Origin of the sequence: Thalassolituus sp. UBA675, assembly GCF_002297765.1 — a bacterium.
GTDB lineage: Bacteria > Pseudomonadota > Gammaproteobacteria > Pseudomonadales > Oceanobacteraceae > Thalassolituus.
The window spans coordinates 26,225-39,770 of sequence record NZ_DBNJ01000012.1 but is presented as its reverse complement, the minus strand read 5'-3'; the positions used below and the strand labels follow the sequence as shown (position 1 = coordinate 39,770).

General features: G+C 50.2%; 9 protein-coding genes. All 9 read left to right on the top strand.

Going from position 1 to position 13,546, the window contains the following annotated elements:
* The first annotated feature begins 322 nt into the window (after window positions 1-322).
* The 9 genes from B3007_RS05890 to B3007_RS05850 all read left to right on the top strand — a co-directional run bounded on the left by B3007_RS05890 (window position 323) and on the right by B3007_RS05850 (window position 13,536).
* Window positions 323-1,357, top strand: coding sequence for an NADH:ubiquinone reductase (Na(+)-transporting) subunit F (locus tag B3007_RS05890; RefSeq protein WP_301378061.1), 1,035 nt, complete (start codon window positions 323-325; stop codon window positions 1,355-1,357).
* 48 nt (window positions 1,358-1,405) lie between these two features.
* Window positions 1,406-2,584: an alkane 1-monooxygenase gene (locus B3007_RS05885; RefSeq protein ID WP_301378062.1), complete on the top strand. Its 1,179-nt coding sequence runs from the start codon at window positions 1,406-1,408 to the stop codon at window positions 2,582-2,584.
* A gap of 147 nt (window positions 2,585-2,731) precedes the next feature.
* Window positions 2,732-3,019, top strand: coding sequence for a hypothetical protein (locus B3007_RS05880; RefSeq protein ID WP_301378063.1), 288 nt, complete (start codon window positions 2,732-2,734; stop codon window positions 3,017-3,019).
* A complete protein-coding gene (locus tag B3007_RS05875) occupies window positions 3,009-4,676 on the top strand; it encodes a restriction endonuclease subunit S (RefSeq protein WP_301378064.1) in 1,668 nt (555 codons plus the stop codon). Before B3007_RS05880 ends, B3007_RS05875 begins: the two co-directional genes overlap by 11 nt.
* A gap of 100 nt (window positions 4,677-4,776) precedes the next feature.
* The gene (locus B3007_RS05870; RefSeq protein ID WP_301378065.1) at window positions 4,777-7,524 is read left to right on the top strand and encodes a type I restriction-modification system subunit M; all 2,748 of its coding nucleotides are present in this window, start codon (window positions 4,777-4,779) and stop codon (window positions 7,522-7,524) included.
* Window positions 7,517-8,815: a restriction endonuclease subunit S gene (locus tag B3007_RS05865; RefSeq protein ID WP_301378066.1), complete on the top strand. Its 1,299-nt coding sequence runs from the start codon at window positions 7,517-7,519 to the stop codon at window positions 8,813-8,815. Before B3007_RS05870 ends, B3007_RS05865 begins: the two co-directional genes overlap by 8 nt.
* Window positions 8,815-9,582: a helix-turn-helix domain-containing protein gene (locus B3007_RS05860; protein ID WP_301378067.1), complete on the top strand. Its 768-nt coding sequence runs from the start codon at window positions 8,815-8,817 to the stop codon at window positions 9,580-9,582. The genes B3007_RS05865 and B3007_RS05860 overlap by 1 nt, the downstream gene beginning before the upstream one ends.
* Window positions 9,575-12,829 carry a type I restriction endonuclease subunit R gene (locus B3007_RS05855; RefSeq protein WP_301378068.1) on the top strand — a complete coding sequence of 1,085 codons (3,255 nt, stop codon included), beginning with the start codon at window positions 9,575-9,577 and terminating at the stop codon, window positions 12,827-12,829. The genes B3007_RS05860 and B3007_RS05855 overlap by 8 nt, the downstream gene beginning before the upstream one ends.
* The gene (locus tag B3007_RS05850) at window positions 12,829-13,536 is read left to right on the top strand and encodes a M48 family metallopeptidase (protein ID WP_301378069.1); all 708 of its coding nucleotides are present in this window, start codon (window positions 12,829-12,831) and stop codon (window positions 13,534-13,536) included. The genes B3007_RS05855 and B3007_RS05850 overlap by 1 nt, the downstream gene beginning before the upstream one ends.
* Window positions 13,537-13,546 lie beyond the last annotated feature (10 nt).

Sequence of the window (13,546 nt, the reverse complement as noted above, 5' to 3'; positions counted from 1 at the left end):
GCGCTTTAGCTCACTTGACGCAGGTCAAGTGAGCAACAACTAGCTTTGGTGTGCGTTCGTCCCACTGGCTGATAAACACTCCCGCTTTTTTATTCTCCGCTTATACCCGGATTATTCTGCTCATTCCCACTGGTTTCAGGGTTTCAGACTTCAGACTCCGTCGGCCCAGTCCATTTGTGATGGCTCCCTTTTCTGATATCAGTGGATGGTTCCGGTGCATCCATAATGACTCTTTAGTCACTTTGATGGCGTAATCAGACCTTTTCATACATTATTCTGATTGTAGGATTGTCCGACAATCTAACAATGAGAAGCCAGAGCAATGTTTGGACTGTTCAAATCTGCGAAACCACACACCTTAACCATCGAAGGCGTTGGAGAGTTCACGGTAAATCCGAAAGAGACCATTCTGACTGCTGCCCTGCGTCAGGGAGTTCGCTTTCCGTACAGTTGCAAAGTAGGGGGCTGTGCAACCTGTAAATGCAAGCTTCAGGATGGTCAGGTTAAAGAATTGACCTCATCCGCTTTTATTCTCAGCTCTGAAGATCTCGACAATAAGTACATCCTGGGATGCCAATCTCAATTGAAGTCTGACGTGACGGTATTTGTTGATGGTTTGTCTGATGGCACCTCTGTAGCAAGCGTGCAGGAAGGAGAAATTACTTCGATTGAAAAACTCACAGCCGACATGGTCAGCGTCACGGTTACCTTGCCAGAAGAGACCACCTACGTTCCCGGCCAATACGCTCTGTTTTCAACGCCGGCCGTGTCGTCAGGCTCGCGCAGTTATTCGTTCGCTACTCCGCCTCAGGGTAACCAGGTACGTTTTTTCATCCGTGAAGTGCCCGGCGGCGAAATGTCAGGCTGGGCAAATCATCAGGCAGTTGTCGGCGATAAAGTCACCATCGATGGCCCTTACGGTGATTTTTACCTTCGCCAGGGCAGCGGTGAAATGCTGATGATCGCGGGTGGCAGTGGTATCGCACCGGTACTGGCGATTCTCGAAGATGCCATGAACCATAAGATCGACCGGGATGTGACCTTCCTGTTTGGTGCCCGCACTGAAAAAGACCTCTGCGCGCTGGAGGATATTTCCCGAATTTCCCGCAACTGGTCCGGCCGTTTCCGCTTTATTCCTGTACTGTCTGAAGAGCCAGAAGGTAGTAGCTGGGAAGGTCGTCGGGGTCTTGTTACCGATGTGATCCCTGAATTAACAGATATTTCGCAGACCTATATGTGTGGGCCGCCACCTATGTTGGACGCCGCGGAAAAGTGCCTGCGTAACTCAGGCATGAGCGAAAACGGAATTTATTGCGACCGGTTTACCGACCGTTCGCATACCCAAAAAGCCGGATAAGACAGAATTTAAATCTAACATAAAAGAGCATAACGGAAGGAGAATCCTATGTTCCATTACCTCAAATACTTTCTTTTTCACGCCATTGGTCTGCTTGCCGCAGCGGCAATGTTCCTCGGCGCCGACTGGATTATTTATGGTCTGATCGCCATCTTCGGCGGCTATATCGTACTGGACGCTGTGTTGGGGGATGACACAACGACTCCTGACTTTAAACACCCGGGTATTTTGACTGCGCAGCTCTGGTTAGCATTGCCTCTCCTTTCGTTGATTGTCTTTGCCTATTTCTGGCAGGTGAGTGCCGGTGATCTGTTCGGCCTGGGAGAGATGCTCACCAGCCTGACCGGTTACGATGTTCTGGCAGCTAAAGCCGAGGGCACTTGGGTGTCAGATCTGTGCGCTCTGCTTATGACCGGCCTGATGATTGGTATGGTGGGCACCATTACCGGCCATGAACTGACGCATCGTACCTGGGACCCGACCTCAATGTTTATTGGTCGCTGGTTGCTGGCTTTCAGCTTCGATGTCGCCTTCGCCGTTGAACATGTTTACGGTCACCACCGTTACGTGAGTACGACTAAAGATCCTGCCACTGCACCGCGTGGCCGCAACGTCTATTTCCACGTACTGGCATCGACCATTAAGGGCAACATCAGCGCACTTAAACTCGAAGCCGAGCGCCTGCGTAAAATGGGGCATAACCCACTGTCGATTCGTAACTCGGTACTGCGTGGCTACGGCATGAGCGCCATCATCGTTGCGCTGGCTTACCTGGCGGGTGGCGTAGAAACCATGCTGATGTTTATCGGTGCAGGCCTGTTCGGTAAAGCCCTGCTGGAAATCGTGAACTACATGGAACACTACGGCATGGTTCGTAATCCAGAACTGCCAGTGCAGCCACGTCACTCATGGAACACCAACAAGCGCTTCTCGTCATGGACCATGTTCAACCTGACCCGTCACTCTCACCATCACGCTCACGGTGAAGTGCCATACCAGGACCTGCGCCCATACCCAGAAGCACCGACTATGATCAATGGCTACCTGACTACCATCGTCGTCGCCCTGATCCCACCGCTGTGGCACCACCTGATGACGCCAAAAGTGCTGGAGTGGGATGAGAAATACGCCAGCGACGAAGAGAAGGTACTGGCCGCCGAAGCGAACCGTATCAGTGGCATTAAAGCGCTGACAGAGCATGGCCAGGTATCAGCTCAGCAGGCGTAAGCTCAGCAGGTATTGCCAGAAGTAAGAAATCGAAAGCCCCGGAAACGGGGCTTTTTTGTGCGTGCTTGTTAGAATTCGAAAAGTATTTGAAATAGTATCTAGTATGGAATATACTACAAAAATCAAAGTTAGCAACAGGGAGCATGTATGGCACACACAAGACACATTCAAAAGCGTATGAACCAGCGAGGTATCACAGCGGGCTTGATTGATATAGTCAGTCAGTTTGGCGTGGCTCAGGGTGATAAACTGATTTTGAACAAAAAGAATGCTGAAGCAGCGTTGAAAGAATTGGAATCGGTGAAGAAAGGACTTCTCGACATCCATAAAAAAGGAGGTTTAGTGGTGGTAGAAAGCGGTGATGCTCAGATCACGACATACTCGCTCGACAGCTACTCACGTAAAAAGGTTGGAGGCAAAAACAGTGTCCACTAAGTCAATACTGAGTATCATTCTGGAAATCTTACGTGGGAGCTTCGTCCCGTCCGACTCTCTCGATGAAATCAGTCTGCTGATTACTTGGGCGGCATGGAAGCAGCGTAATGGGCAGGAGCCAAAGCTCAGAGAGGCAGCGTTTCTGATTGATTCTTATCGCGAGATGGCTCAAGACCTGGGAGACCATGGTCTTGATGTCGAACGATCTCGTCTGGTTCAGCGATTGTCTGAATCTGCACTGGAGGAGCTGCTTCGGCATATCGCGGCAATCGGCAATGATTACAAAGAAATAGCAAGGTCACTCTGCGAGGTATCTCAGACAATCGACCCACGCTCGCCAACCATATTTCTTAATCAGGGAGTCAGTCAGCAGATTCTTGAATTAGCGAAATATACACAGGCTAAAACTGCTTTCTATCATGACGCAAGCTTGATGGCTTTGTGTGACGTCAAAGAGCCCGATAAAGCCATTTTCTACTCGTCAAATGCCAGGCCTGTTGTTTTCGCAATTACCTATCTTCTGGGAGTAAAACTCGTTTTCTCAGCACCTGAGTTGATTTTTCAGCCGCTGGATACGCAGGATGCGAACCTTAATGCATCGTGTGTGGTATCCATCCCTCCCTTGGGAGCACAAATTACCACCGTAGAGGGGCGAATCCGTTCAGAAGAGGGGGCACTGGAACGAGCAATTAACGAAGCAACAGACAGAGCCGTGGTTATGGTTACTCAGGCCGCTCTCCTATCACGATCTGCTGCCACTATGCGTGAGCAACTGGTACGAAAAAACTGGATCCAGGCGGTGATTAGCTTACCGCAAGGCAGTTTATTACATACCTCGATTCCTCCGGTATTACTTGTTATCGACAAGCATCGCTCAGATAACGACAAAATTGCTTTATATGAATTTACAAAAGGAGAGTTCCGGGCCGATTCAACGCCGCTCGCCGAAATGGTCGACAACCTGGAAGTAGGTAGCTCAGGTGTACTGGTCGACGCGGATCAGATTCGCGAGAACGACTATGACCTATCATTCGGACGATACAAATATGGCAGTGCCACTGCAGCTCTTAAAAGTGCCTCTGCACAGCCATTGAGTCACTTCGCAGATATCATCAGAGCGCAGAATCTGAAGTCAGAGGGTGCTGATGCAAGCGAAGAGGGCGTTTATCTTGAGGCCGGAGCGCGCGATATTGACGAAACTGGCATCCTTAATACTCCAGAAAAGTGCATCAGGGTTGATGATAGTCAGCTGCGCCGTGCAGAAGCTCAGAGATTACAGGCAGGTGACATCTTGCTGGCTGTAAAAGGTAATATCGGCCGTATTGCGCTGGTCTCAGAAAATTGCGCTCATAACTGGATCGCTGGGCAGCTGTTTGTCATTATCAGACCACGATCAACGGTAAGCAGCATCTACCTGTATCGCTACCTGTCTTCACAGCTTATTCAGGCCTACCTGGCTGAAATCGAGACAGGCACAGCCATGAAAGTGATCAAAGCTGCGGATTTACAGAACTTGCCAGTGGAAGTGCCTACGCAAGATCGCAGTGCCGAGGTTGAAGCCAACTTCACTGCTATCCAGCAGGAATATTTGGCCATTCGTCAGCACCGTGAAAAAATCAGCCAGTGTATGACAGAGCTATGGGGACATTCTGGCTGATCCCAGAACAAGACACATACCGTTATCAATGAATTGAATTCAGAGCACGCACTAATTCCACCGGTATTGAGTGGGTGCTCACTAAGGACAAACGAACACTATGAAACTGACCCTCGCCCGTCTTGAGAATCTGCTACTTGCAGCCTGTGACGACCTGCGTGGTAGCATGGATGCCAGCGAATATAAAGAATACATTTTTGGCATGCTGTTTCTTAAGCGTGCCAGCGACTTATTTGATGAGCGCCGTGCCCAGATTAAGAAAGAGCTCGAAGCAAAGGGCATGAGCCCGGAAGACATCAAAGAAGTACAGAATGACCGGGACGAATACCACGGCAAATATTTCTACGTGCCACCCCGTGCCCGCTGGAATGAAGGTTGGGAAGAGACTGAATTAAAAGACGGCAAAGAAGTTGTTCATCAGCGTCCGGCACTAAAGCACCTGAAAACCAACGTAGGTTCCTATCTGAACAAAGCCTTACAAGCCATTGAAGAAGAGAACATTGATGCCCTTCAGGATGTACTCGCAGGTATCAACTTCAACAAAAAGATCGGTCAGCGCACGCTCGACGACGATACGCTTGCCGACTTTATCCAGAACTTCGATAAAATTCCGCTGCACGATGCTGATTTTGAATTCCCTGACCTGCTCGGTGCAGCCTACGAATGGCTGATCAAATACTTTGCCGACTCGGCGGGAAAAAAAGCCGGTGAGTTTTACACCCCGGCCGAAGTTGTGCGCCTGTGTGTAGAAATCTGTGACCCGGATGAAGGCATGAGCGTCTACGACCCGACCTGTGGCTCAGGCGGTATGCTGATACAGATGCGTGATTATTTGCGCGAGAAGGGCGGTGACTCCACCGAACTATCGTTGAACGGGCAGGAAAAAATTGGCACTACCTGGTCAATCTGCAAAATGAACATGCTGTTGCACGGTATCTCTCATGCCGATATCCGTCAGGAAGACACTCTGCGCGAACCCCAACACATGGCCGAAAACAATGAACTGAAGCGCTTTGATCGTGTAGTGGCCAACCCGCCGTTCAGCCAGAACTACATTAAAAAAGACATCAAATTTGCCAGTCGTTTCCCGGTGTTTATGCCAGAAAAAGGCAAAAAAGCCGACATGATGTTTGTGCAGCACATGCTGTCTGTACTGAAACACAATGGTCGCTTAGCGACGGTCATGCCACACGGTGTGCTGTTTCGCGGCGGTGAAGAAAGCGAAGCGCGCAAGTACATTATCGAGCAAGGTTGGCTTGAGGCCATTATTGGCTTGCCGGGTAACCTCTTTTACGGCACCGGCATTCCGGCCTGTATTCTGGTGATGAACAAAGCAAACGCCAGCGAGCGTGATTCGGTGTTGTTTATCAACGCCGACCGCGAATACCGCGAAGGCAAAGCGCAGAATCATCTGCGCCCGGAAGATCTGGACAAAATCATCAACGCCTACCGCGCGGGTGATGATATTCCGGGCTATGCTCGCAAAGTGCCCGTTAGTGAAATTAAAGACGAAAACTACAACTGCAATATCCGCCGTTACGTAGACAACGCGCCACCGCCAGAACCTCACGATGTCCGTGCGCACCTGCATGGTGGTGTCCCTGAAGCTGAAATCGCCGCATTAGCGCATTACTGGGAAAACTACACCGGCCTTGAAACCAGTCTCTTTGAAAAACGGGATCAGCAAGCGCTTGCTAACTCAGGTGAATATCAGGATTTTGCCCAAACGCTGACCGATAAGCGCGATATCGCCCCGCACATTAATGAGCATCCGGGCGTTCTCGCTGCTAATGATCAATTTATGCAGCAGGTCGATACCTGGTGGCAAAACAACCAGGCTATCGTCGAAGCTCTGGCACCTGATGCTGATAACCAACAAGGGCGCATGCGCAACGTCTACGTCATGCGTCGCCAGTTGCAGAAAAGCATCCAGGAACATCTGGCCGACCAGACACTGCTGACGCCTTTTCAGGTGCGCGGTGCCTTCGCCGGTTTTGCCGACGACCTGAAAGCCGACTTTAAATCCATTGCCGCCAGCGGCTGGGGAGCCGAACTCATCCCCGATAACGAGATTCTTGAAAGCCAGTTCCCGAAGGTGCTGGAAGAACAGGAGCAGGCCCAGAGTCGCCTGGCCGAGCTGCAAGCCCTGTTTGCCGCTGCCAGCGAAGACGACTTTGAAGACAACGACGACACCGGTGTGCTACCGACCGACGACGTTGCCAGCAAAAAGGCAGAACTCAAAGAAACCACTGCCGAATGGAAAGCCCAGCTCAAGCTCACCAAAGATCTTGCGGGTAATCTGTTTACCGAGCTGAAAGCCGCCAACAAAATTCCTAAGGGTGCAAAAAAAGGATTCTACTGCAGCGAAGGTCTGACCCAGAAAGACCCGCAATTCAGTAACGGTCTTCGCATTACTACACTGGCAGAACAAAGCCTGTACCAGAGTGAATACACCGACCAGATTAAAACGGCGGTACGCTGCGGCGAACAGGCCATGCAGCGTGCTACTCAACTGGCCAGCAGCCTGGCACGCCACAGTGCGTTAGAGAACGAAGTCAAAGAAATCAAAGCAACGATCAAGGGCATCAGTGCCAAGCGCGACGAGCTGGTGGAATCGGCCCGTAAAAAGATCGACGCCAGCGAAGCCCGCACGCTGATTCTTAAGCGCTTACGTCGTTTGCTGCTGGCACGTTATCAGGGCTACCTGAAAGCCGAACAGCGCCGCTGTATCCGCGCTATCGAAAACCTGTGGAGCAAATACGCGGTAACGGCGAAAACCATCGAAGCCGAGCGAGATCAGGCGTCCGCTCAGTTGCAGGCGTTTTTGGCGGAGTTGGGGTATGAGTGAGTGGGCGAAAGTTCGCTTGAAGGATATTGCTGAAATTAAAATTGGTGGTACACCTTCTAGAACAATATCAGCTTATTGGGCATCTGAGGGACAGGATGGGCATCAATGGTGTGCAATTTCAGATCTGAAAGGTAGGTATATCAGTGAAACCAAAGAAAGAATAACTGATTCTGGTGTAATCAATTCGAACGTTAAGCTACTCAATGCTGGCTCATTCGTAATGAGTTTTAAGTTATCCATTGGGCGAGGTGCGATTTTAAAAAGTCCAATGTACACAAATGAAGCCATTGCAGGGTTTGAGTCAAAAGGTGCTATTAACTCAGACTTTTTATACTATGTTTTACCTCAAGCAGCTTTAAGATCGGTCACAGATGTGGCAGTAAAAGGTGCAACACTTAATAAAGAGTCTTTAGGGAATATTGTACTATCTATCCCTGCTAGTGAGTCTCAACAGGGTTGCATCGCCAATATCCTCCAGACCATCGACGAGGCCATCGAAAAAACCGAACAACTGATCGAAAAATACCAGCAGATCAAAGCTGGCCTGATGAATGACCTGTTTACCCGGGGAATAGGAGCTGATGGCAAGTTACGTCCGCCCCGAGCGCAGGCGCCAGAGTTGTATCATAAAACACCGATTGGCTGGATACCAAGAGATTGGGACTGCGAGTTACTAGATAAAGTTGCAGTGCGAGGCAGTGGCCATACCCCGAGCAAAAGCTTTCCAGAGTATTGGGACGGAGGGGTAAAGTGGATTTCTTTAGCAGACTCACATCGCTTAGATAAGTTATATATCTCAGAAACTCAATTTGAAATAAGTGAGCTTGGTTTACAGAATTCGTCGGCTATTTTGCATCCCCCGGGCATTGTTGTTTTGTCTCGTGATGCCGGTGTTGGTAAAAGTGCGATTACGAAGGCCCCGATGGCAGTGAGCCAGCATTTTATGTGCTGGCGGTGTGATGAAAAACGCATGCATAATGTTTTTCTTTATTACTGGCTTCAGCACAATAAGCGGTACTTTGAAAATATCGCTATGGGGAGCACAATCCTTACTATCGGGTTGTCATATTTTAAAAAGCTTAAAATCGGTGTTCCTTCTGAATTCGATGAGCAGAAGACTATAGCTTCTTCTCTATTGGCATTAGAAGGAAAAATATTTTCTATGCAGAGTGATCTCGCTAAGAAGAAAGAAGTCAAATCCGGCCTGATGCACGATCTTCTGACAGGCAAAGTTTCTGTTTCTGCTGATTTACCGGTTGAACCTGCATCACCGGAGGAAGGAGCCGCCTGATGACCCTACTGGATGCCACGCATATCCCGGATTGGTTGCTGGATCTGTCAGAGTCCTGCGAGCTTGAGTGTAAAAAAGCCGCTGGGCGTGATGGTAAAGGTGAGATTCCACATGATCTCTGGCCGACGGTCAGTGCGTTTGCCAATACCCGTGGTGGGGCGTACCAGTTGGTGGGCCGCGAGTTGCCAACACCGGATCAGGTGTTTGGTGCGACGGGGTTGGCCATAAGCTCACTGGATAACTCGGCGAGCTCCCTAGATAAGACAGCAAGCTCCCTAGATAACACGACAAGCTCCCTAGATAAGGCTGAGAGCTCCCTTGATACGGCAGCAAGCTCCCCAGATAAGACCATAAGCTCCCTTGATACGGACGATAGCCAGTCAGATCAGCAGCTCGACAGTCAGGGACGGTTGCTTTCAGGACTATTACCTGCCCCTGTGATTTATGATCTGAATGAGATTTCAGCCGAGCTGCGTGACCGTCTGCGCCAGCTCTCGCGGGAGCCCCGCGAGAAACAACGCATCAGCTCAGAGGTAATGCAGGGCATTCTGTTATCCCTGTGTACCGGGCATTACATGACCCGGCCATGCCTGGCGGAGCTGGTGAACCGCGATGCTGAGAGTCTGCGTTCTCAATATCTGGCACCTATGGTCACCAGGGGGGAGCTGCAACTGGCATTCCCGCAAAACCCGACAGACCCAAGACAGGCCTACATTGCTGCACCGCAGCCGGTGGCGGCCAATGATGAGGAACTCTTTGATGAGTGAGTACACGGAAGTAGAACAACCCTTTCTGCAGCAGTTGCAGGCACTGGGTTGGGACGTGATAGATCAAGGACAGGATATTCCATCTGACCCTTCAAAAAGTCTGCGCCCGGATTTTCGACATTGGCTGCTACCCGAGGTATTTAACCGCGCGGTTGCTGCGATTAACCCCGGGCAGTCAGCAGGCAAGACTTGGCTGACGCCCAAGCAGTTACAGGACCTGCAGGAACAACTATTGCGCCAGCCTAACCGGACGTTGCTGGAAGCCAATGAAGCGATTCAGGGCTTATTGTTTAAGACCGGCCTGGATATTAACGAAGAAACCGGTGACGAGTACCCGGTGGTGCAGTTGATTGATTTTGCCCACCCGGAAAGAAATGAGTTTACCGCGATCAATCAGTTCCGACTGGATACGCCGGGCTGCGTGAAGCAATTTATCATTCCGGATATCGTATTGTTCGTGAATGGTATTCCCCTGGTTGTGGTGGAGTGTAAGAAAGGCGGCCCCAACTGCGCCAACCCAATGGCTGAGGCGTATGTTCAGTTGCAGCGTTATATGAACAAACGCCCTGAGACATTAAAAGAAGGGTTGCGTGAAGGTGAGCCAAAGTTATTTCACAATAATCTGATGGTCATACGTAGTTGTGGGCTTGAGGCCGACTACGGAACGATTACCTCGGGAGAAGAGCACTTTTACCCCTGGAAAACCCAGTGGCCAGAGCCTGATGAAACCGCTCAGGGTATGAATCAGCAACAGCAGTTGATTAACGGCATGCTGAATAAAACCAATCTGCTGCATATTCTGCGTACGTCTTCGGTCTTTATGACTACGGACGATGGTCATCGTATCAAGGTGGTTTGCCGTTATCAGCAGTTCCGGGCTGCCAATAAAATTGTTGAGCGGCTACGTCATGGTAAAACCGCAGAAGAAAAAAGCGGCGTGGTCTGGCATACACAAGGTTCGGGTAAGAGCCTGACCATGGTCTTTGTCGCACGTATGCTGCGGGCCTCTTCTGACCTTCAGGATTACAAGATCGTACTGATCAATGACCGCACTGAGCTTGAAGAGCAGCTGACGAACACCGCACAACTGATTGGTGGCACAGTGAACGTGGTTGAGTCCCGCCAGGCATTGCGCACTGACCTTTCCGGTGACAGCTCTGATATTAATATGGTGATGGTGCATAAGTTTCAGCAGAACGACCAAAGCCTGCCGTTAGCGGTAGCAGAGGCGCTGGCTACATATCAGGCGATGCCGGGTAAACAGACCTTTGGGGTGGTGAATAACTCCGGGCGCATTGTGCTGATGATTGATGAAGCCCACCGTACGCAGGGCTCTGATCTTGGTGACAATATTTTTGAGGCTTTTCCTAATGCCGCACGTATTGCCTTTACCGGAACGCCGTTAATCACAGAGCGTCATGGTGAAAAGCGCACAGTAAAACGCTTTGGCGAATACATCGACAAATACAAGCTGATGGATGCCGTTGAAGACGGCACGACGTTGCAGATTCTGTACGAGGGTCGCACGGCCGACGCCGCGCTGAACGATAAACATGGTTTTGAAACCGCCTTTGAAAACCTGTTTAAAGACCGAACAGATGAAGAACTGTTGGCGATTAAAAAGAAGTACGGCGCTACAGGCGATATTCTGGAGGCGGAACAACGTATCGAAGCCATCGCCAGAGATATGGTGACGCATTATTTAGAGCATATCTTTCCGAATGGTTTTAAGGCGCAGGTGGTCTGTCATTCGAAACTGGCTGCAGTGCGTTATCAGAAGGCAATACATCAGGCGCTTGTGGAGAAAGTGGAAGCGCTCAAATCAGAGGATGTACCGGACACTGAGCTGATTCGCAAAGTGGAATTTCTGAAAGCGGCTGTAGTGATATCCAGTGATGGCACTAATGAGCCAGCGTATGTCACGGAAGCCCGAAAAGAAGCTCGGGCGATGAAGGCGGTCGATAACTTCTGTGCGGCGTTTTCGTTCGATGATCCAGAAAAGAAAGACACAGGTATCGCATTTCTTGTGGTCTGCGACATGCTGCTGACGGGCTTTGATGCTCCGATTGAACAGGTGATGTATCTCGATAAGAAAATTCGTGAACACACTCTGTTGCAGGCCATCGCCCGCACTAACCGGGTAAAAAAGGGCAAGCAGCGTGGTTATGTGGTCGACTATATTGGTCTGACGAATAACCTGACGGATGCACTGACCCTTTACGCAGCCACCGATGAACAGGAAGAGCTGGCATTGGGGTTGAAGAGTATTCAGTCTGAAGTGCCTGTTTTGCAGGAGCGGTATCAGCGTGTTCTGACTTTGTTCTCACAAAATAAGGTTGCAGGTGTTCAGGATTTTGCCGAAGGCAAACTGCCTGACGTAGAAGCCGATGCAAAAGTGGTGCATGAGGCAGTTAAGCTACTGAAAAACGAAAAATTACGTGCTGACTTTGATGTCTTTCTGAAGAAGTTTCTGAGTAGTCTGGATATCATTCTGCCGCATTCAGCTGGGCATGGTTATCGTATTCCTGCCAAGCGTTTGGGCTACATTCAGCGGGTTACGAAAGAGCGCTACAAGGATGAATCTCTGAACCTGGGGGATGCCGGTCAGAAGGTGCGGGATCTGATCAATGAGCATCTGGTGAGCTTAGGTATTAACCCTAAGGTGGCTCCGGTTGAACTGCTGTCTGAGAACTTTCTTGAACAACTTAATCAGCACGCGGCCGGTAATGCCGAAGCAAAAGCCAGTGAAATGGAGCATGCGATTCGTAAGCACTGCACGGTGCATCACGATGAAGACCCGGCGTTTTATAAGAGCTTGTCTGAGAAGGTTGAGCAACTTATTGAGCAGTATCAGGATCAGTGGGACAAGCTGGCTGAGGAGCTTGAGAAGCTTCGTACCGTTGCTGTCGAAGGTCGTCAGAAAGGCGATGAAGGCATGAGCAAAGAAGCGACAACCTTCTACGAGCATATTGCAAACGAAGCCTTTGGTGGATCTGTGCCCGATAGCGCCACTGCTAAAATGAAAGCGCTGATGGAGTCGGTAGTTGAGGTGCTGCAGCTCAGTATTGGCAGTATCGACTTCTGGCAGAACAGTGATAAGCAGAAGCGTGTGCGCAGTGAGATCAAAACGGCTCTGACACTAACAGGCATTGATCAGCTGAAGCAGAACCGTGAAAGAATCGCAGTCGAGATTATGAAACTGGCGAAGAACCGCCATGACGAACTATTAAAAGGCATGAAAAACTGATGACACCAAGACGTGTGCAGGATATCGACTATCAGTTACTCCCCGGGACGCCACGGGCGACAACAGATATCGTGATTGAGCGGGATGGTTCGGTCGTTGTCCGTGCTCCAGAGCATTACAGCGCAGAGCAGGTGGATGCGGTGGTCGAGAGTAAGCGGATGTGGATCTATCGTAATCTGGCCGAGTGGCGTGATCTGAATGCCACTGCGGTTACGCGTGAGTACGTTAGTGGAGAAACGTTTCTGTATCTTGGGCGCTCTTATCGCCTTCAGTTAGTTTCGGGGCAGGAGAATGATCTGACGTTGAAGGATGGTCGGTTCTGTTTAAGTCGTGAGCTGATCGAAACATCAGGCATTGATGGTGCAAAGCAGGCATTTGAGCGTTTCTACACCGTTAAAGGATTGCAGCGGTTTCAGGATCGAATTGCTTATTTTGCTCCTAAGGTTGGCGTGTCCCCGGCGGCTGTAAAAGTTAAGGACATGGGGTTCCGCTGGGCGAGTTGCAGCAGCAGGGGAAACATTAACTTCCATTGGAAGTGCATGATGGCTTCACCAAAAATTATCGACTACATCGTTGTGCACGAGCTGTGTCACTTTCATCACCGTAATCATAGCGATGCGTATTGGAACGAGGTCGATAAGATTCTGCCTGACTGGCGGGAGAGAAAAGAATGGCTCCGCGTGAACGGTGCGGGGTTAGATGTCTGAGCTCGCTCAC

What these genes read in the sequence shown, in the direction of transcription:
- B3007_RS05890 (WP_301378061.1), top strand. Translation starts at nt 323, where the DNA reads ATGTTTGGACTGTTCAAATCTGCGAAACCACACACCTTAACCATCGAA.
- B3007_RS05885 (WP_301378062.1), top strand. Translation starts at nt 1,406, where the DNA reads ATGTTCCATTACCTCAAATACTTTCTTTTTCACGCCATTGGTCTGCTT.
- B3007_RS05880 (WP_301378063.1), top strand. Translation starts at nt 2,732, where the DNA reads ATGGCACACACAAGACACATTCAAAAGCGTATGAACCAGCGAGGTATC.
- B3007_RS05870 (WP_301378065.1), top strand. Translation starts at nt 4,777, where the DNA reads ATGAAACTGACCCTCGCCCGTCTTGAGAATCTGCTACTTGCAGCCTGT.
- B3007_RS05865 (WP_301378066.1), top strand. Translation starts at nt 7,517, where the DNA reads ATGAGTGAGTGGGCGAAAGTTCGCTTGAAGGATATTGCTGAAATTAAA.
- B3007_RS05860 (WP_301378067.1), top strand. Translation starts at nt 8,815, where the DNA reads ATGACCCTACTGGATGCCACGCATATCCCGGATTGGTTGCTGGATCTG.
- B3007_RS05855 (WP_301378068.1), top strand. Translation starts at nt 9,575, where the DNA reads ATGAGTGAGTACACGGAAGTAGAACAACCCTTTCTGCAGCAGTTGCAG.
- B3007_RS05850 (WP_301378069.1), top strand. Translation starts at nt 12,829, where the DNA reads ATGACACCAAGACGTGTGCAGGATATCGACTATCAGTTACTCCCCGGG.